This is a genomic window from Peribacillus sp. FSL R5-0717, assembly GCF_038002945.1.
Classification (GTDB): Bacteria; Bacillota; Bacilli; order Bacillales; family DSM-1321; genus Peribacillus; species Peribacillus frigoritolerans.
On sequence record NZ_JBBOOF010000001.1, the window covers coordinates 3776836 to 3795582 of the forward strand.

Genomic DNA, 18747 nt, shown 5'->3' on the forward strand with positions numbered 1-18747 from the left:
TATAAGTTTTTTATGTTAAATTGAATGATTGAATGGGGATTAGTGATGTATGAAAAATATAAATGAAGAAATGGAAATACTCCGTTTTCATCAACGGCTTTTATTAAACCTTATACGCAATCCGGAGGCCAAGTTGGACTATCTATTTGTGGAAAAAAATTTCACGAAGAAGGAAGCGGAAGAATTATTGGAAACATGTGATATCTTGAGCAAACGCTATGAAATAGAAAAAGCGGAAGGGTATATGAACTTTCGACCGCTTTTTAATCAATTTGAAAGAAAGGTTAATCCAAAAATAACTACAAAGGAATGCATTGATGCATGCATCTCACAAGGTTTATATGTATCATTCATGAAGGAAATGGATAGAGTATGAGATTAAACTGGCTCAGTTTCTTTCTCTATCTTTTTTTTTGTGATTTTACCCTCCACGTCCGTAAACTCCTGATCGATGTTATCGAAGGATCGTTCAAAGATTTGCATGAAGTCTTCACCGTATATATTTCGGATGATAGCCATCATTTCAATCATATCCGGAAACTTGCCATAAAGCTCACGCAATGGAAGTGCACCCGAGAAAGCGGAGTTCTTACTTGGGTCGTATGTCTCCATTAAATCAAGGAGAATTTTTTCACCTTCCGCTGTGATTTCTATATACGTATTCCTTTTGTCATTTTCCTTTTTTGAAAATGTTAAGTATCCGCGTTCCTCTAATTTTTTTGAAAAGTTAAATGCGGTAGAAACATGCATGACCCCAAATTTTGCAACATCTGAAATGGAAGATCCATTAAGATGGTAAGCAATCCAAAGAATATGGTGCTCATTGATGTTTAAATCATAGGGCTTGATCCATTGCTGCCAATCTTTTTCAATCGATTTCCATAATGCTTTGCTTAATTGTGCAATTCGTTGACTAAAAATCATTGCTTCTTTCATAGAATAATTTTTATTCTGCATATTATGGGCTCACCTACTTATAAGATTCTATATATTTATTATGACAATAAAATAAAAATTAATAAAGAAAAATATTTGCAAAATTTTTAGAAAATTTTAGTTTTTTAATGAATTCTCCATTCTTCTCCAATAAACCATGTAATTTATTGGGAAAAATGGAGAATCAAGCTTGTGTGACGATGTCAGCTATTTTTAGAAGTAGGGGCGGCCGCTTCCAATTCTTTCAAAGAATTTTCAATTTCCTGTACGTTCTTTAATAATTCATTCTTATTGGGTTCGATTTCCCGCTTCCAGTTCTCGATGACGACCTGAACATCCGAAATGAATGTTTTTACCGTTTCTTTGCTGATTTGTGAAGCTTCCATCGTGTCATCTTTAATATTCTGCATTTTTACCTTTAATTCATCAATTGTAGTCTTAATTTCGTCGGTATTCGTCTTGATGCGGGTCCGTAGGTCTTTACCTGAACTTGGTGTCGAAAGTAAGGTTGCCGCACCAGCTACTACTGTTCCGGTCAAAAAGCCAATTAGTAATGATTTTGCTTTCATTAGGATCACCTCATTTTATAATATGTTTTCGCTTTCCATGGTCTTAATCCCTGCTGCATCAATTGGAAATTATGATAAATAGGGAGAGAAATACTATTGATATCAAAATACCATAATTTTCATCCTTATGGAAGAGAATCGACCATTTTATCTTTATATCACAAAAATATTTTTTTAAACTTAGAGAGTAAATATATAATATTTAAAAATAACTTGAAGCTTTAATAATAATGCTTCATATAAAGGGAGGAGCGGCATATAGATAATAAAAACAAGCTGTCGGAACTTGGATGGCACTGGTGGGTTAATAATGAAAATCATTTTTTTATTAGGCTTGGTATGCCTGTGCGGAATGGGGTATTTTCTAAGGCAAGCTAAATCTCCTGGCATCTATCCGCCTAGGAGGGTGCTCCAGGCTAGAGCCTTCGCTATGGGTATCCCCGGGGTTTTACTGCTTTTCATTTGGTTTATGTGGATATTGATTCATTGACCATTGGAGGATGATTCTGACTAGAATTCCAGATTCATATGATTGGAAAAAAAAGCACCGGACTGTCCGGTGCTTTTTTAGGTATGATGATCCTGCTGCTTAAGCATTAATGGGTATATTTGATTTTCTTACGATGCCGTTCACAATTGGATAAATGATGACCATCGCAACTGTATTTAACAATACGGCAGGAAGCACAACAGCTCCGAAAAGTGCAACGAAAGGCCCTGGAAGGGAAACGATATAATAAGCCGAACCAAGGAAGACAGCGCCGGAAATCAATGTTCCAACGGCAGTCAAGATACTGACGGTGACAACGGATGTTGAAAACTTCTTTAGACTGATGAATAAAAGGTAAAACAGAAAGGCTGTTGCCAATTTGTCTATGATATTTGGGATCTGTCCTGCTGGAAATGTAGTTGTCATGGCAGAGATGGCTCCTGCTGCCAGGGCGACAATGAATACATTCTTCTTAGCGGGAAACAGGGTAATCGCCAAAAACATCATCAACAGCATCATATCCGGTTTCATTCCAAGGAAGAATCCAGGTACGATAAAATGCAGGGCAGCCCCAATCCCGATTAATAGGGACAGTGACACAAGGGTTTTCGTTTTCATTTACTCATCTCTCCTATTCTCATCTCAACTAACAGCTTTTCTTCAACAATGCACTATTGCTTGTTGCAAGAAGTTTAAAATAGTATATCATAAGACCTATTTTTTTAGAAGTTATATTTGTTTGAATTAAAGAGTTTGTGCCTCCTTCGCTTTATACGATTCCTGGAATTTCTTCATGAAATCAGCAAGGTCCTGGCAATGGGATAGAGGGACCGCATTATAGATGGATGCTCTGCAGCCGCCGATGGAACGGTGACCGTTCAGTCCTACGAATCCGGCTTCCTTCACTTCTTTAAGGAATTGCACTTCAGCTTCTTCAGACGGAAGCGTGAACGTTACGTTCATTAATGAACGGCTGTCCGGTAGGGCATGGCCTTTATAAAAACCATCACTGCCGTCGATGGCATCGTAAATGACTTTTGCTTTTTCTTCGTTGATTTCAGCAATCTTTTCCACTCCGCCCTGATCTTTTGCCCAATCCAACACAAGGGACAATAAGTAAATGGCCAATGTCGGAGGAGTGTTGTATAAAGAATTATTTTTCGCATGGATCGAATAGTTCATCATGGATGGGATTTTGTCATTATCCGTTATTAAATCTTTACGGATGATAACGACAGTGATTCCCGACGGGCCTAGATTCTTTTGTGCACCAGCATAGATGATGCCGAATTTACTAATATCAATCTTTTTGCTGAGAATATCACTCGACATATCGGCTACTAGAGGAATGTTGCCTGTTTCCGGGAAATCCTTCCATTGCGTTCCGTAAATCGTATTATTGCTTGTGATATGAAGATAGGCAGCATCGTCATTCAATTTGATATCTTCCACTTTAGGGATGAACGTATATTTTTCATCTTTGGATGAAGCGACTACGGCCGTTTCACCAACCTTTTTGGCTTCTTTTAATGCTTTTTCCGACCAAGAACCAGTGAGGACATAATCTGCCCTTTTTCCATCTTTCAAAATGTTCATGGGAATCATGGAAAATTGTAGACTTGCCCCTCCTTGCAGCAGGAGAACTTCATAATTTTCAGGAATTTCCATAAGATCTTTTAATGATTGAATGGCATGGTTATGAATCTTTTCGAATTCGGAACTTCTATGGCTTAATTCCATGACAGACATACCGGAATCCTCAATATTCAACCATTCATTTTGGGCTCTTTGTAAAACTTCTAAAGGAAGGGCGGCTGGCCCAGCGTTAAAATTGCGTGCACGTTTCAATTTTTTTCCTCCTATGCGACTATGTGATAAAGTATTTGAGACTATTCATATATCCTACCAGAAAACTAAATTCAATTGGAGGAAAATTTAGAATTTTAAATCCGTTTTTTAATGATAGACCAAAGTAAAAAGGTCCTGCACTTTAAAGTGAGGACCAACTCGGGATCATTTTTTCAAGCAACGAAAGGAGAAAGAAACCTTCTTCACAGGCTATTGCAGTCTCATTGTATATGCTGTGCAATGGAGTCAGCGATTTGTTTCAGGTCATCCGGTGTATAGTCGCTGGTATTTGTTTTCCAAACTGCACCAAAGCCGTCACCTTCCCCATGCCGAGGAATTAAATGCATATGAAAATGGAAAACGGACTGCCCTGCAGCTTCACCGTTATTATTTAAAAGGTTCAAGCCTACAGGTTGGAATTCCTGCTTCATGGCGCGGGCAATTTCCGGCACCACTTCAAAAAGGTTCTTGGCAATCTCTGGTGTCAACTCATAAAGATTTTCCTTATGTACTTTAGGTATTACTAGCGTATGGCCTTTCGTTACTTGACTGATATCGAGAAAGGCCAAAACATGTTCATTTTCGAAAACTTTACTACTTGGAATTTCCCCATCGATTATTTTGCAAAAAATGCAATCGCTCATGAATAACGCTCCTTTAAAAGTTAATGTATTTGGTTAATCGTACCATAGCTTGAATCGTTGAGAAAAGGAAAAATATAAAAACAGGATGCAACATTAAGTTGCACCCTGCCTGTCGAAAAAGGGGGTTTTGCTTCAAAATTCGCATTAGCATAAATTCTCTGCGACAAACACCTCATCTACATTGTAGTAAATATGGTTATTATCTAAATAGAGATTTTCCATTCAAAGCAACCATCTCCTATATCTTTAAAGTTTCATCAACTTTTAAAGCATAATTGATAATTATTGAATGATTTTTCTGCTTTTACGTGCAAGAGAACCATCTCCTTGCTCGAGGCGATTTTTGTTATGAAGCTTCTGGTTTAATTCAGTTTATACGTCTTTAACTGACACCTCATTTACAATATGATGTAAATCATTTGTAATAAACCTTATGGGTATTTCAGTGTAATACGTCTTTAACTGACACCTCATTTACAATATGATGTGAATCACACGTAATGACTAACCCCTTCTTCCTTATTTATGATGACCATCAAGCAGGAAAAATATAATTAGTTATTTATGGAAATTGAGTTCCGGAACACTCGACTATATAAAAGCAGGAGAATTTGATAAAATGGAAATAAGAACCTCTATATAGAAAGGGTCGTTTATATGTCCTTATTGGAAATAAAGCAGTTAGTGGGCGGATACACGAAAACGCCCGTTTTAAAAGGAATAAGTTTTGACATTCAGCCAAATGAGCTGGTTGGGTTAATTGGGCTTAACGGGGCTGGGAAAAGTACGACGATTAAACATATCATCGGACTCATGGAGCCGAAAGGCGGAAGCGTCTCGATTCATGGTAAAACACTAGCTCAGGACCCGGATACATATCGAAAACAATTCACTTATGTTCCAGAAACGCCCATTTTGTATGATGAGCTTACACTTGAGGAGCATTTAAAGCTTACAGCCATGGCACATGGTTTGGCGGAAGCCACATTTAAAGAAAGGATGGACGTTCTGTTAAAGGAATTCCATATGGAGAAAAGGCTTAAATGGTTCCCGGCCCATTTTTCAAAGGGAATGAAGCAAAAGGTCATGATAATGTGCGCCTTTTTAGTGCAGCCGTCTTTATATATCGTCGATGAACCCTTCGTAGGTCTTGATCCACTAGGCATTCAATCCCTGCTTGATTTGATGAGGAAGATGAAAGAGAGCGGAGCGGGAATTTTAATGTCTACACACATTCTGGCGACAGCCGAGAGGTATTGTGATTCTTTCATCATACTGCATAATGGAGAGATTCGGGCGAAAGGCAATCTTGAGCAGCTTCGTGAACAATTTTCCATGCCAGGGGCAACTCTGGACGATTTATATATCCAATTGACGAAAGAAGAAATCGGTCATGAATAGTCAAAATCTCTGGAAGGAAAGATATTTAGGCTATATAAATGAAACGCAAAAATATCTTCGTTATATTTTTAATGGCCATCTTGTTTTTGTCATGGTTTTGGTTCTTGGTGGGTTGGCTTATTATTACAGTGATTGGGTGAAGACGTTAAACAATGATTTCCCTGCTGCATTGATCATGGCCTTTGTTTTATCGATCATTGTAACCAGAAGCCCGATAAATACTTTCTTGAAAGAACCCGATACGGTATTCCTGCTTCCGCTTGAAACGAAGTTGAGAAGTTATTTCAAGAATTCATTGATATTAAGCTGGGTCATGCAGGGCTTTATTCTTCTGGTTGTCCTGATTGCATCGATACCGATGTATGCGAAGGTTACGGGTGCAGGAGGTAAGGACCTTGGAATCATCCTGGCCGTTTTACTTATTTTGAAGTTTTTGAATTTGACCATGCGCTGGCTGGTATTGAAATATCAGGATACATCAGTGAGCCATTGGGACTCTCTCATCCGCTTTTTACTTAATGGCGTGATTCTTTATTTCATCTGTTCAAGGGCAAATATACTGTTTGCACTTATAACCTTCTTATTATTGTTAGTACTTTACATGTATTACCGAAGCGCGACTAAAGGTTTCGTGTTAAAGTGGGAACGGCTGGTGGAACTGGAAAACAAACGGATGAATTCCTTCTATCGAATAGCGAACATGTTTACTGATGTTCCTCATTTAAAAGGGAAGGTAGCGAGAAGGAAATGGATGGACTGGCTATTAGCACTCATTCCGTATGGTGATAAGTCAACTTATACCTATCTTTACGCCCGTACTCTTCTGCGATCCAATGATTATGTGGGACTTTGTTTTCGTTTAACGATCATGGGATCCGTGATTTTAAGTGTATTCACTAACATATTTGCACATTTGATTGTTACGTTCATGTTCTTATTCATGACAGCCCTGCAACTGCTGCCGGTTTGGAAGGCACATGAGTGGAAAGTATGGGTCTCATTGTATCCATTGCCAGCAAAAATGAGAGAATCTGCAGTAATAAAACTAATTTCCTATTTCCTATTATTTGAGGACCTTGTCTTCAGTTTGGTCCTGCTAGTGAAAGGGGAATGGATGTCCGCTTTAGCCGCCTTGGCAATGGGACTTGTTTTCATATTAGGCTTTAAAATTTATGCAACAAAGAAAATAAAAAACTTTTAAGCTGAAGCTGATTTTTCATAAAATCAGCTTTTCTTTATTAAGGTTTCAGTTGAATTCAGAAATTCGCTCCCTTTCCGCCGACTGTCCGCCAAGCCTCCTCGACGCAAGCTTCTGGGGTGTCTCGGCTAGCCAGTTTTTCGGCAGGGTGCCGCAAATTTCTTCCATCCATTAAGGATTACAGTAAAAATATCAAGGATCACCTATTCTAAAATTTGGTTCGAAATGGACCAGTCTGGAGTGGAAAACAACATTGGATACTTTTACAACCCCCAAAAAACGTTTTAGTTATTTTATTCTTTTAAGAAGTGAAAATTGAAACTAAAAGCCTCATAGGGGGTATATACATATTTTAACGGAGGTGTTGAATGATGGATGAATATGAACAAAAGGCATTATCTGAACTAGTATCATGGAAAAAGAAAGTAGCCAAGAAACCCGGCAGGCTTGAGCGGATGTCCAAAAAGGCGCAAATCAAATTGAATAGTTATATTCCAGACCGAGTGCACAAAGTAATTACTGATAGTATTAAAGGGATGATAGAGGCCGTATTATCAGGTTCTAAATATATGTCTAAAGAAAAAAATGTAGTGCTACTAACCTTGCAGCAAAAAGAAGAGTGGGTTGCGGAAACTGTAACGGCATATCGGAAAACGGCCGTTATAGAAGGTGTGGGAACCGGAGCGGCAGGGCTTTTAATTGGATTGGCTGATTTCCCATTACTGCTTAGCATCAAGATGAAATTATTATTCGAACTATCCCGTATATACGGTTTCGATCCAAATAAATATGAGGAACGTTTATTCATTCTCCATATCTTCCAGATGGCATTTTCAAGCGAGGAGAAGAAATTTGAAACATTACGGGTAATAGAGGAATGGGATTCAGGGAAATGGCCGGAAATAGACTGGCAAGAATTTCAGCAGGAATATCGCGATCACATAGATGTCATCAAAATGTTCCAGCTCGTTCCAGGTATTGGGGCAGCTGTCGGTGGTTATGCCAACCATCATTTGTTGGAACATCTTGGGGAAACGGCTGTCCATTGTTACCGAATCAGACTTCTTAAACAGTAAGGGACGGGGATAACCCGTCCCTTCACTATTACCGCAATAAAGATTCATTCACCATTTGGGATGATTGTTTTTTATTGTGATAGGTCACCGCTGCAGTGCCTAATATTTTGGCTGCAATGAGCATCGCATTTTCATCAATGTCAAACAAAGGATGATGATGTGGATATGTATGTTCATTTTTTGGCCTGGCTCCCGTAAAGAAGAATGTACCTTTTACATTTTGTAAATAATAAGAAAAATCTTCACCTGTCATATCCGGGTCAATTTCCTCTGTAACCAAAACTTCCTTGACTGACTCAGTACTTTCGATGAGGAATTTAGTTTCCTCGACATGTGGAATAACTGCTGGATAGCCTTGAAAGTATTGATATTCATAGGTACAGTCCGCAGCTATGCAGGTTCCTTTAACAATCCGCTCCATTTCTTCGCTAATGAATGAACGGACATCTTCCTTGAATGTGCGGACGGTCCCGATTATTTTAGCCTTATCTGCAATGACGTTAAAGGCATTATCTGCTACAAAGGACCCGACGGTAATGACTGCCGAATCTATTGGGTTTAGGCGGCGGCTTACGATTTGCTGCAGGGCCATGACGAGTTGAGAGCCGACTAAGATTGCATCACGGGTTTTATGCGGCTGGGCTCCATGCCCGCCCTGCCCTTGAATGGTGATTTCAAAACGGTCAGCAGCGGCCATAAGGGGTCCATAAGCGTATTGGACTGTTCCGGTTGGGGCCGTTGCCCATAAATGGGTGCCGAAAATTACATCCACTCCATCAAGGCAGCCAGCCTCAATCATCGGTTTGGCACCCCCTGGAGCATATTCTTCAGCATGCTGGTGGATAAATATATATTCACCTTCGAGCTCATCCTTCAGTTCATTCAGGTTTTTAGCAAGGACAAGGAGTGTCGCTGTATGGCCATCGTGTCCACACGCATGCATGACCCCGGGTACGGAAGATTTATAGTGAACTTCTTTTTCATCTTGAATGGGTAAGGCGTCGAAATCAGCGCGCAGGGCTACGGTTTTACCAGGCTTACTGCCTGTGACCTTGGCGATAACACCATTACCGCCTACATTCGTCCGGTGTTCGATTCCAAGTTTTTCATAATATCCAGCGATGAAGGCCGCCGTTTGGGTTTCTTGAAAAGAAAGCTCGGGGTGTTGATGAAGATAACGCCTGATGGAAACCATTTCTTCATATGAACCATCCAGAAGATCGTGTAATCGCTGTATCATTTTGCACCTCCCAATGATTGGATTAATTGTAAGTAGTATATCATATTCTGAATGATCCAAAGTGTATTAAATACCTTCAGGAGAGATATATATTGATTAAATATTTCTCGATTGCTTTGGTTTTTGCTTTGCGTGTTGCTATTCTTTTTTTTAATGCATGAAGTCCAAAGGGTGGAGGCTTTAGCGTTCGATACATATATTACGGAACTTTTATCCGTAGGGGAAATACTTTTTCGCTCACTTTCTTCAAGTCCATTACCTATCTTGGGAAATCCAAGTTCATTGGTTTTGGAAGCATATTATGTGTTCTATATTTGTGGATAATGAAGAAGGATTATTGGAACATGGCCGTCTTCTCTATCGGAATTGCTGAGGGTGATGTGTTAAACGAATGGGTAAAAAATTATGTTAAAAGAGTGCGCCCTGAAAATCAAAGCATCTAGATCCCAGGAATTGAATTTATACAATTTAAACAAGATTAAACTATATGCCGCCCCTAATGCAAAACCTGCCAAGATATCAGTTGGAAAGTGAACTTTCATAACGATCCTGCTGACACCGATCAGCAGGACCATACTGAAGAAAATAATGCCCACCATTGCGTGGCCACTTGATCTGATGAAATATATGTAAATATCGGTTGCATTTCCCCGGAAATAAAGAAGGAATTTGTCGGATTGTTATAGGGTTATATGACTTTTAGCGTCCAAATAACGTTCTGCATTACTAATAAGGGGCCCATCCTTTAGGATGGGCCCCTTATTAAGCATTAAATAGTCTATTCCTCAGAATCTTTCACCAATGTATACTGCGTTACAAAGGCTTCACCTGAAAACAACTTCTGGCTGGAATTCGTAACAGGAGGTTTGGAGTCACTGTTATGCGCCTGCTGGAATGAACTGGATTTCTTCCAGTTCATAAAGTCCGATTGTTTTTCCCAAATCGTTAAGATTACATATGTTTCAGAGTTGATTGGACGCAGGATACGAAGGGCAACGAAGCCTGGTTCATTTTCAATGAATCCGGCCCTGTTTTTAAAACGGTGTTCAAATACCGGCCGTCCTTCCTCACTGACAGGGATATTGTTCATGACCACATATCCATGATCTTGAAGAGTTCCCTTCCCATCGACTACCTCATATTTTCGTGGCGAGCTGAAGAGCGTTTTACCTGTAGTTTCATGTAAAAGTACTGTGTTTTGAGCATTCTGCATAAGTAATATTTTTTCATTCGGGTGTTTATCTTTTTTTAATTTCAAAAAATCATAAGTACCTGATGTGATGAATACATTCATAAATTCCCCTCCAATTTCTATATAGTACCTTTATACCCATTTTACCCAATGAATAGTGCTTTTACCATTTCCAAACTAACCATTAAGCTGGTAAACCGGTAAGATACATATATAAAAGTCGATTTTTTGACAAATATATTATAGAAAAAGCTATAGTTTAAGGAGATTCGATTTGAAATTCAACATCCTTCTGATATTCTATGTAGGTAATGAATAAAAATAGAAACGTGATTGCTTGAAAGGTGGATATTAATGTCTAAGGAAATTACGAATGATACATTTTTAAAAGCTGCAAGAGGAGAGAAAACGGATCATGTGCCTGTTTGGTATATGCGTCAGGCTGGCCGTTCACAGCCGGAATACCGTAAATTGAAAGAGAAGTACTCACTTTTTGAAATTACTCATCAGCCGGAATTATGCGCTTATGTAACTAGATTGCCAGTTGAGCAATATGATGTAGACGCTGCGATTTTATATAAAGATATAATGACACCGCTACCAGCCATTGGTGTCGATGTTGAGATTAAGTCCGGAATCGGTCCAGTCATAGCCAATCCGATCCAATCGGTGACAGATGTTGAAAAATTAGGTGAATTGAACCCAGAGAAAGACATCCCATATGTGTTGGACACGATTAAATTATTGACCACGGAGCAATTGTCCGTTCCTTTGATCGGTTTCTCAGGGGCTCCTTTCACCATTGCTTCATACATGATTGAAGGCGGCCCCTCCAAAAACTACAATAAGACGAAAGCTTTCATGTATTCCGAGCCAAAGGCCTGGTTTGCATTAATGGATAAGTTAGCGGATATGATCATCATCTATGTCAAGTCGCAAATCAAAGCCGGCGTTAAAGCCATCCAAATCTTTGATTCCTGGGTGGGTGCTTTGAATGTTGAAGATTACCGCGTATTTATCAAGCCGATCATGACTCGTATCTTTTCATCATTGCGTGAAGAAAATGTACCGCTAATCATGTTCGGGGTCGGCGCAAGTCACTTGGCACTTGAGTGGAATGATCTTCCGATTGATGTAGTCGGGCTTGATTGGAGACTGCCAATTACAGAAGCAAGACAAATGGGAATCCAGAAAACGGTACAAGGTAATCTAGATCCTGCCCTGCTATTATCATCATGGGATGTTATAGAAGAACGGACGAAAAGGATCCTCGATCAGGGCATGGAGCAGGACGGCTACATCTTTAACCTTGGTCATGGGGTTTTCCCTTCCGTAAATCCGGAAACACTGAAGAGGCTGACCGCTTTCATTCATGAATATTCATCAAAAATGAAGTAAGGTGAGCGAACCATTTGCTAAAACTCCTTAATTGGATGCACAATAAAAGAACGAAATCTTTAAAAGAGGTGTAACTTCATGTCAAGAAAAAAAATGGGCCTTTTAGTCATGGCTTATGGTACTCCATACACTGAAGAGGATATTGAAAGGTATTATACACATATTCGTCATGGGAGACGGCCAAGCGACGAATTGATTGCCGACCTAAAAGGCAGATATGAAGCGATCGGTGGATTATCCCCGCTTGCAAAAATAACGGCAGGACAAGCTGAAGCGCTTGAAAAGAAATTGAATTCCGTTCAGGAGGAAGTTGAATTCAAGGCATATCTTGGCCTGAAGCATATTGAACCTTTTGTTGAAGACGCAGTGAAACAAATGCATGAAGATGGAATCAAAGAAGCGGTCAGTATCGTATTGGCACCGCATTTTTCAACATTCAGCGTGAAGTCTTATAATGGACGTGCCCAGGATGAAGCCGCTAAATTGGGGGATCTGACCATCACTTCCGTTGAAAGTTGGTATGATGAGCCAAAATTCATCCAATATTGGGTAGAACAGGTAAAAGAAGTGATTGGGAAAATGACCTCGGAAGAACGCGATAATTTCGCTTTGATTGTGTCGGCACATAGCCTCCCGGAAAAAATCTTGCAATCGGGAGATCCGTATCCAAATCAACTGAAAGAAACGGCAGACATGATCGCTGAAGGCGCAGGGGTTACCAATTATGCAGTAGGCTGGCAAAGCGCTGGACAAACTCCTGAACCATGGTTGGGACCCGATGTACAGGATTTAACCAGAGATCTTCATCAAGCAAAAGGTTATAAAGCTTTCATATATATTCCTGTTGGTTTTGTTGCCGAGCACCTTGAAGTCCTCTATGATAACGATTATGAATGTAAGGTTGTGACGGAAGAGATTGGCGCAGGCTACTATAGGCCGGATATGCCCAATGTTAAACCTGAATTCATCGATGCTTTGGCCACGATCATTTTAAACAGATTACAGGAAAAATGATCAGTCAATAGGGGGAAATTAGTTTAACCATGCTTGCCATGTGCTCTGCATATTTTCATTTGAAGTTATGTTATTCACTGGAAAAGCGACGCTACCTTTGGCCTTGCAGATTTAAATAAATATGTATTTTCGAAAAGTGGCTGTCCAGTAACGGGGATGGCCATTGTTTCTCTTGGGAATTGAAAATATAATTGAAAAAACTGAAAATTTTTGGTATGATATCGTTGAACATAATGACTGTTTTGTCCGTCTGGTCAGAATTGAGGTGGGAAATGTCTGTTGATCGTAAAAAATTAATTTTGGAAGCTGCGACCAAGTCGTTTTCACTTTTTGGCTATAAGGCAACGACGATGGATCAAGTCGCTAAAATTGCCAATGTGGGAAAAGGGACCATTTATACCTTTTATAAAAATAAAGAAGAGCTATTTAAAGAAATCGTTCAGCGGATGATAGAGGAAATGAAATATGAGGCGGAACAATCTTTGGATGACCAACTTTCCTTTTTTGAAAACCTGCATCGGGCCGTTTATCGAATTCTGGAGTTCAGGCAGGAACATCAATTATCATTAAAACTTCTTCAGGAAGAGCGGGAAATTGGTACGCCGGCCGTTCAGGAAATGGTTAATGAAATGGAAGAAGCCATTGTATCCTACATTAAGGAAAAACTAAAAATAGCGATTGATAAGGGCCATATACAACCTTGCGATCCGGAGATAACAGCTTTCCTGATGCTAAAGATGTACCTTGCCTTGATCTTTGATTGGGAAAGGAACCATGCCCCATTAGAGAAAGAGGAAATTGCTGAACTATTTAAAATATATTTGTTCAAAGGATTATCCGTTACGTAATCATTCAATTTTTTTGCTGATAGGCAATGAACCCTAATAAAAGAAGAGATGCCGATTATCGGTATCTCTTCTTTTATTGGGGTTTTTTTCAGCTGCGAAACCGAAACATCTATGAATTCATCCTGCTATTTGGGAAGAGGATGGTGAAACATAAAGACTACTACTCTCCAGAAAGGCAATGATCACAGTGGTTTCCATAACATTCGTGCTGTTCTTCAATTTTTTTTCCGCATTCCGTGCATTGTTTCGGTGGCAGATTTTTAAAGAACTCAACGCTACTTTGAATCATGAACATCATCTCCTGAATTTTTTTATTATTCGCTTTTCTATGGTTTTATTGTATTATAACAGATTTTAGATGTCAACGAATGTTTTATAACATAAGTAAAAAAGGTGAAATAAGGGCAAGAATAGTTTATATTAATGGGGAAGTCATTGAGAGAAAAAAAGGAGTGCCTAAGAATGAAAATCACCGTAATTGGGTGCTGGGGCGGTTATCCAGCTAAAAATGAGGCAAGTTCCGGCTATTTGCTTGAATATGAAGATTTTCGCATTCTGCTTGATTGTGGCAGCGGTGTCCTATCACAGCTTCAAAACCATATGAAGCCGGAGGATCTTGGTGCAGTTGTATTATCCCACTATCATCCTGATCATGTAGCGGATATTGGTGTCCTGCAGCACGCTGCGTTCATACAGCAGATATTGGGCAGCGAAAAAAGGACGATTCCTATATATGGTCATGATTTGGACGAAGTCGAATTTGGTAAGTTAACATACAAAGACGTGACAAAGGGGATAGCCATCTCTGCTGATCACCCCTTAACCATTGGACCGTGTAAATTTACGTTCATGAAAACAAAACATCCAGTCCCTTGTTTTGCAATGAGGATCGAAGCTGAAAATCATTCGATAGTTTACACAGGTGACAGTTCATATATGGATGAACTTGCAGATTTCGCTAAAGACGCAAATGTTTTATTATGTGAAAGTAACTTTTACAGTGATATGGATGGTTCAAAGGCGGGGCATATGACGGCAAGGGAAGCGGGCATGCTGGCAGAAAAGGCTGACGTCCAGCTTTTGCTGTTAACTCACCTCCCTCATTATGGGAATCTCGATCAACTGAAAAAAGAAGCATCCGAGGTATTCAAAAGGGAAATAGCTGTAGCCAAAACCAATCTCGAGTTCCAACTATAAATGAAACATCAGTGATATGAAGTCTACAAGGAGGAACAACTGTGCTTTTTATTGATAATAAGGGAATTACAGATCCAAGAATTAACCTGGCCATCGAAGAATATGCGCTTAAACATTTAAACATAGATGAAACATATCTTTTATTTTACATTAATCGACCTTCAATCATCATAGGCAGAAATCAAAATACGATCGAAGAAATCAATTCCGATTATGTAGATGAAAAGGGCATTACAGTTGTTCGTCGCCTTTCCGGGGGTGGAGCGGTTTATCATGACCTAGGGAATCTCAATTTTAGTTTCATTACGAAAGACGATGGGGATAGTTTCCATAACTTCAAGAAATTCACCCAGCCTGTCGTGGAAACGCTCGAGAAACTAGGAATACATGCTGAATTGAGCGGTCGTAACGATATTCTGGCTGAAGGAAAGAAAATTTCGGGAAACGCGATGTTTTCAACGAAGGGCAGAATGTTCAGTCATGGAACATTGCTGTTTCAATCAGAAATGGATCACATTGTATCCGCTTTAAAAGTGAAAAAAGATAAAATCGAGTCCAAAGGGATCAAATCGATAAGAAGCCGTGTTGGTAATATCGCCGATTTTCTAAAAGAACCGATGTCTGTTGAAGAATTCCGTTCATTCCTTCTGCAAAATATTTTCAAAGAAACCGGAAAGGTTACAGAGTATGTTTTAACAGAAACGGATTGGGAAAAAATTCATGAAATCTCGGAAGATAGGTATCAAAATTGGGAGTGGAATTACGGAAAATCACCTAAATTCAACTTGCAAAACTCACATAGATTTCCTGTGGGATCTGTTGATATCCGCCTTGAAGTGAACAGGGGAATCATTGAAAACTGCAAGATCTACGGTGATTTCTTCGGGGTTGGAGAGGTCGCGGATATTGAACGAATGCTTACTGGAACACGCTATGAAAAGGAAGCAATCAGCAGAGTACTGGATGAGATCGATGTTCGTCATTATTTTGGCAATGTAACAAAAGAAGAAATATTGGCTTTAATATATTAAGCCTGAAAGCCGTCCCGACTTATTAGGACGGCTTTTGTGACTAATAATGACAGTAATTGCTTGAATATGGATAAAATGGTTGCTGTGATCGCATTCTTTTAATATAATAAAAATGTATTTAGTTCACCATAAAAATGAATGACCATTCATTCATGCTATTTGCAGGGGAGGGAGAAAGATGAATTTATCTGAACAGCTTCATCAAATGGCTTTAAAAAAGGCGGATAAGCCAGCATATTACTTTTTGGATCAATCCACTTCATATGGGGAATTGGATAAAGCCGTTACGAAGTTCGCGGACGAATTACATAGGCTTGGTGTTTCAAAAGGTGATAACATTGCGCTGTTATTAGGCAACTCTCCACATTTCATCATTTCATTGTATGGAGCTATGCGAGCAGGGGCGACCGTAATTCCCGTCAATCCAATATACACACCTGACGAGATTGGTTATATCCTGAATAATGGCGATGTAAAGGTTGTTGTGGCATTAGATAAGCTTTTACCCTTACTGGAGAAAATGAACCCTATCCTTTCAAGCGTAGAACAATATGTAATTTGTGAAACGCAGCTGCATAGTGGGGATAGTAGCGAATTTAACATCTGCAATAAAATGAAATCGTTTACAAAAATGGTCGAATCGGGGGATGAAGGCTTTAAAGGTCCTGAACTGGATCCTGAAGATACGGCAATCATACTTTATACTTCCGGGACAACGGGGAAACCAAAGGGGGCCATGCTCACACATACCAATATCTACTCCAATGCACATGATATTGGTGAATATTTAAATATCACGGAAAGTGACCGTGTCATTACGACATTGCCAATGTTCCATGTTTTCAGTTTAACGGTAGTTGTGAATGCCCCGTTGATAAGCGGAGGTACGCTTTTAATTGTCCCGCAATTCAGTCCAAAGGAAATATTCAGGCAAATCAAAAAATATGATGCGACCGTTTTTGCTGGCGTGCCTACGATGTATAACTTTCTTTTTCAATATCCAGATGCGAAAGAGGATGCTTTGAAGTCTTTGCGGATATGCATATCTGGCGGATCCGCCATGCCAGTGTCCCTGCTTGAATCATTCGAGCGGAAATTTAATGTTAGGGTTTCAGAAGGATATGGCTTATCCGAAGCTTCCCCTGTTACCTGCTTCAATCCTTTGGACCGTCCAAGGAAGGCGGGTTCCATCGGAACATCCATCCTTAGGGTGGAAAACAAAGTGGTCAATGAGCTTGGAGAAGAAGTGCCGATCAATGGTGTAGGAGAATTGATTGTCAGGGGTCCGAATGTAATGAAAGGTTATTATAAAATGCCTGAAGAATCAGTCGCTGTCTTGAAAAATGGCTGGTTATATACAGGCGATTTAGCCAGGATGGATGATGAAGGCTACTTTTTCATTGTAGATCGTAAAAAGGAGCTTATCATCGTCGGTGGCTATAATGTCTATCCACGTGAAGTGGAGGAGGTTTTGTATGCCCATCCTGAAGTAGTTGAGGCAGCAGCCATTGGCGTTCCCGATCCCAATCAGGGGGAAGTGGTTAAATGCTTTGTGGTAAAGAAAAACAATGCATTGACCGAGGAAGAGCTGCTTGCCCATTGCATGGAACACTTGGCCAAATATAAGGTGCCGGCAAAAATTGAGTTTTTGGATGAACTTCCAAAAAACGCGACTGGTAAAATTTTACGACGTTCCTTGAAAAACCATGTACTGCAAAACTGAATTACATTGATCATGAGGGGATCATTGCCTATAACCGGCAATGGTCCTTTTTTGTACAACCAAAGTGTATGAGGTTGCATAAAATATATTGAAGAATCTTAAAACCTTGATTCTTGTTTCGAAAAGAGTTATGATTGTCATTAAAAATTTCCACAATATTGTAAGGAGGGGTTAGATGAGAGATGTAAAACTTTTGGATATTTTTACACATCCCATTGCTCAAAAATACTTGAACCGTTCAGGTCTGGCACATGCGATTGCGGTAGCATACCATGCGTTTCACTTAGCAAATGAATATAATGTCGACCCTGATATTGCCGCTAAAGCCGGGCTATTGCATGATATGGGTCATTTCACCTGGTATCGCAATGGTAAATGGGATTATGATCTTTATAAACAAAATGATATTCACCCCATCAAAGGTGCCGAACGAGCACATAAACTGTTAATCCGCTTGGGAGAAAACCCGATCAAGGCAAAGACCATTTCCCTCGCCATTTTATTTCATACCGATTCGTTCTTACCTTCGAATGATATTATTCGTACACCGCTTCAGCAAGTCGTCAAATGGGCCGACGAAAAAGATGAAGAAGAAGGTGGAAAACACCATTATCGCAAAATTGATTTTCCCCGGGCAAAGGAAAGCATCATGAAACTTGATACGCTCATAGATGAGGAACAAAGAAAAAGGCTATCATCCTGAAGTCAAACGGGTTGATAGCCTTTTTTATTGTCAGGAGGAACACAATTATTAAAAGTATTTTTTACAGTTTAAATTTGTTAACAGGTGAATTAATGATGTAAAATATAGACCATTAGAACTATTCCATGGCGAACAATTATAAAAAACTATCGGATTAATAACAAATAAAGAAAGTAACAGGTGAGGTTATGAAGTCGATTAAGCTAATGATATATGGTGGTCAGGGAGGAATTGAGGAA

Annotated in this window: 20 protein-coding genes; 11 read left to right on the plus strand and 9 right to left on the minus strand. The window is 39.5% G+C overall.

Going from position 1 to position 18747, the window contains the following annotated elements:
• Positions 1-49 precede the first annotated feature (49 nt).
• Positions 50-376: a DUF1878 family protein gene (locus tag NYE65_RS18215; RefSeq protein WP_053534080.1), complete on the plus strand. Its 327-nt coding sequence runs from the start codon at positions 50-52 to the stop codon at positions 374-376.
• 2 nt (positions 377-378) lie between these two features.
• Here NYE65_RS18215 and NYE65_RS18220 read toward each other — a convergent pair whose 3' ends face one another.
• From NYE65_RS18220 to NYE65_RS18240, 5 genes are all read right to left on the minus strand, one after another.
• Positions 379-957 carry an HTH-type transcriptional regulator Hpr gene (locus NYE65_RS18220; protein ID WP_034314691.1) on the minus strand — a complete coding sequence of 193 codons (579 nt, stop codon included), beginning with the start codon at positions 955-957 and terminating at the stop codon, positions 379-381.
• Positions 958-1139: 182 nt separating this feature from the next.
• The gene (locus tag NYE65_RS18225) at positions 1140-1505 is read right to left on the minus strand and encodes a YtxH domain-containing protein (RefSeq protein WP_095392002.1); all 366 of its coding nucleotides are present in this window, start codon (positions 1503-1505) and stop codon (positions 1140-1142) included.
• Between the two features lie 589 nt (positions 1506-2094).
• Positions 2095-2613, minus strand: coding sequence for a tryptophan transporter (locus NYE65_RS18230; protein ID WP_034314684.1), 519 nt, complete (start codon positions 2611-2613; stop codon positions 2095-2097).
• A 126-nt stretch (positions 2614-2739) separates the two neighbouring features.
• On the minus strand, positions 2740-3843 hold the full coding sequence (gene serC, locus NYE65_RS18235) for a 3-phosphoserine/phosphohydroxythreonine transaminase (protein ID WP_340861408.1): 1104 nt from the start codon (positions 3841-3843) through the stop codon (positions 2740-2742).
• Positions 3844-4064: 221 nt separating this feature from the next.
• Positions 4065-4487 carry an HIT family protein gene (locus tag NYE65_RS18240; protein WP_057275801.1) on the minus strand — a complete coding sequence of 141 codons (423 nt, stop codon included), beginning with the start codon at positions 4485-4487 and terminating at the stop codon, positions 4065-4067.
• A gap of 657 nt (positions 4488-5144) precedes the next feature.
• Between NYE65_RS18240 and NYE65_RS18245 the strand changes: the two genes are divergently transcribed.
• The 3 genes from NYE65_RS18245 (at position 5145) to NYE65_RS18255 (ending at position 8162) form a co-directional block, all read left to right on the plus strand.
• Complete coding sequence (locus NYE65_RS18245) at positions 5145-5888, plus strand: ABC transporter ATP-binding protein (protein ID WP_048677969.1); 744 nt, start codon at positions 5145-5147, stop codon at positions 5886-5888.
• Positions 5881-7089 (plus strand): ABC transporter permease, encoded by a 1209-nt coding sequence (locus NYE65_RS18250; protein WP_340861409.1) that lies wholly within the window; start codon positions 5881-5883, stop codon positions 7087-7089. The genes NYE65_RS18245 and NYE65_RS18250 overlap by 8 nt, the downstream gene beginning before the upstream one ends.
• Before the next feature lie 365 nt (positions 7090-7454).
• Positions 7455-8162 (plus strand): EcsC family protein, encoded by a 708-nt coding sequence (locus NYE65_RS18255; protein WP_328134875.1) that lies wholly within the window; start codon positions 7455-7457, stop codon positions 8160-8162.
• A gap of 28 nt (positions 8163-8190) precedes the next feature.
• Here the strand turns inward: NYE65_RS18255 and NYE65_RS18260 are convergent, their stop codons facing one another.
• The 3 genes from NYE65_RS18260 to NYE65_RS18270 form a co-directional block, all read right to left on the minus strand.
• Complete coding sequence (locus tag NYE65_RS18260; RefSeq protein ID WP_268590627.1) at positions 8191-9402, minus strand: M20 family metallopeptidase; 1212 nt, start codon at positions 9400-9402, stop codon at positions 8191-8193.
• Between the two features lie 383 nt (positions 9403-9785).
• Entirely contained in the window at positions 9786-10037 is a 252-nt protein-coding gene (locus tag NYE65_RS18265; RefSeq protein ID WP_340862147.1) for a phosphatase PAP2 family protein, read from the minus strand.
• A 143-nt stretch (positions 10038-10180) separates the two neighbouring features.
• Positions 10181-10696, minus strand: a complete 516-nt coding sequence (locus NYE65_RS18270) for an antibiotic biosynthesis monooxygenase family protein (protein ID WP_057275807.1) — start codon at positions 10694-10696, stop codon at positions 10181-10183.
• Positions 10697-10948: 252 nt separating this feature from the next.
• Between NYE65_RS18270 and hemE the strand changes: the two genes are divergently transcribed.
• The 3 genes from hemE (at position 10949) to NYE65_RS18285 (ending at position 13854) form a co-directional block, all read left to right on the plus strand.
• A complete protein-coding gene (gene hemE, locus NYE65_RS18275; RefSeq protein ID WP_057275808.1) occupies positions 10949-11992 on the plus strand; it encodes a uroporphyrinogen decarboxylase in 1044 nt (347 codons plus the stop codon).
• A gap of 78 nt (positions 11993-12070) precedes the next feature.
• Complete coding sequence (gene hemH, locus NYE65_RS18280; RefSeq protein WP_340861410.1) at positions 12071-13006, plus strand: ferrochelatase; 936 nt, start codon at positions 12071-12073, stop codon at positions 13004-13006.
• A 272-nt stretch (positions 13007-13278) separates the two neighbouring features.
• Positions 13279-13854, plus strand: a complete 576-nt coding sequence (locus NYE65_RS18285) for a TetR/AcrR family transcriptional regulator (RefSeq protein ID WP_057275809.1) — start codon at positions 13279-13281, stop codon at positions 13852-13854.
• Between the two features lie 160 nt (positions 13855-14014).
• On the opposite strand, the gene yhfH is transcribed toward NYE65_RS18285, so the two are convergent.
• A complete protein-coding gene (gene yhfH / locus NYE65_RS18290) occupies positions 14015-14143 on the minus strand; it encodes a protein YhfH (RefSeq protein WP_065310849.1) in 129 nt (42 codons plus the stop codon).
• 173 nt (positions 14144-14316) lie between these two features.
• Here yhfH and NYE65_RS18295 point away from each other — a divergent pair, with 173 nt between their 5' ends.
• The 4 genes from NYE65_RS18295 to NYE65_RS18310 all read left to right on the plus strand — a co-directional run bounded on the left by NYE65_RS18295 (position 14317) and on the right by NYE65_RS18310 (position 18508).
• Entirely contained in the window at positions 14317-15051 is a 735-nt protein-coding gene (locus tag NYE65_RS18295) for an MBL fold metallo-hydrolase (RefSeq protein ID WP_106026630.1), read from the plus strand.
• A 41-nt stretch (positions 15052-15092) separates the two neighbouring features.
• Positions 15093-16082 carry a lipoate--protein ligase gene (locus tag NYE65_RS18300; protein ID WP_328176075.1) on the plus strand — a complete coding sequence of 330 codons (990 nt, stop codon included), beginning with the start codon at positions 15093-15095 and terminating at the stop codon, positions 16080-16082.
• Between the two features lie 178 nt (positions 16083-16260).
• Positions 16261-17805 carry a fatty acid--CoA ligase family protein gene (locus tag NYE65_RS18305; protein ID WP_328176074.1) on the plus strand — a complete coding sequence of 515 codons (1545 nt, stop codon included), beginning with the start codon at positions 16261-16263 and terminating at the stop codon, positions 17803-17805.
• 175 nt (positions 17806-17980) lie between these two features.
• Positions 17981-18508: an HD domain-containing protein gene (locus NYE65_RS18310; protein WP_034314654.1), complete on the plus strand. Its 528-nt coding sequence runs from the start codon at positions 17981-17983 to the stop codon at positions 18506-18508.
• The last annotated feature ends 239 nt before the right edge of the window (positions 18509-18747 follow it).

What these genes read in the sequence shown, in the direction of transcription:
- NYE65_RS18285 (WP_057275809.1), top strand. Translation starts at nt 13,279, where the DNA reads ATGTCTGTTGATCGTAAAAAATTAATTTTGGAAGCTGCGACCAAGTCG.
- NYE65_RS18295 (WP_106026630.1), top strand. Translation starts at nt 14,317, where the DNA reads ATGAAAATCACCGTAATTGGGTGCTGGGGCGGTTATCCAGCTAAAAAT.
- hemH (WP_340861410.1), top strand. Translation starts at nt 12,071, where the DNA reads ATGTCAAGAAAAAAAATGGGCCTTTTAGTCATGGCTTATGGTACTCCA.
- NYE65_RS18305 (WP_328176074.1), top strand. Translation starts at nt 16,261, where the DNA reads ATGAATTTATCTGAACAGCTTCATCAAATGGCTTTAAAAAAGGCGGAT.
- NYE65_RS18310 (WP_034314654.1), top strand. Translation starts at nt 17,981, where the DNA reads ATGAGAGATGTAAAACTTTTGGATATTTTTACACATCCCATTGCTCAA.
- NYE65_RS18245 (WP_048677969.1), top strand. Translation starts at nt 5,145, where the DNA reads ATGTCCTTATTGGAAATAAAGCAGTTAGTGGGCGGATACACGAAAACG.
- NYE65_RS18270 (WP_057275807.1), bottom strand. Translation starts at nt 10,696, where the DNA reads ATGAATGTATTCATCACATCAGGTACTTATGATTTTTTGAAATTAAAA.
- NYE65_RS18260 (WP_268590627.1), bottom strand. Translation starts at nt 9,402, where the DNA reads ATGATACAGCGATTACACGATCTTCTGGATGGTTCATATGAAGAAATG.
- NYE65_RS18255 (WP_328134875.1), top strand. Translation starts at nt 7,455, where the DNA reads ATGATGGATGAATATGAACAAAAGGCATTATCTGAACTAGTATCATGG.
- hemE (WP_057275808.1), top strand. Translation starts at nt 10,949, where the DNA reads ATGTCTAAGGAAATTACGAATGATACATTTTTAAAAGCTGCAAGAGGA.
- yhfH (WP_065310849.1), bottom strand. Translation starts at nt 14,143, where the DNA reads ATGATTCAAAGTAGCGTTGAGTTCTTTAAAAATCTGCCACCGAAACAA.
- NYE65_RS18220 (WP_034314691.1), bottom strand. Translation starts at nt 957, where the DNA reads ATGCAGAATAAAAATTATTCTATGAAAGAAGCAATGATTTTTAGTCAA.
- NYE65_RS18225 (WP_095392002.1), bottom strand. Translation starts at nt 1,505, where the DNA reads ATGAAAGCAAAATCATTACTAATTGGCTTTTTGACCGGAACAGTAGTA.
- NYE65_RS18215 (WP_053534080.1), top strand. Translation starts at nt 50, where the DNA reads ATGAAAAATATAAATGAAGAAATGGAAATACTCCGTTTTCATCAACGG.
- NYE65_RS18230 (WP_034314684.1), bottom strand. Translation starts at nt 2,613, where the DNA reads ATGAAAACGAAAACCCTTGTGTCACTGTCCCTATTAATCGGGATTGGG.
- NYE65_RS18240 (WP_057275801.1), bottom strand. Translation starts at nt 4,487, where the DNA reads ATGAGCGATTGCATTTTTTGCAAAATAATCGATGGGGAAATTCCAAGT.
- NYE65_RS18250 (WP_340861409.1), top strand. Translation starts at nt 5,881, where the DNA reads ATGAATAGTCAAAATCTCTGGAAGGAAAGATATTTAGGCTATATAAAT.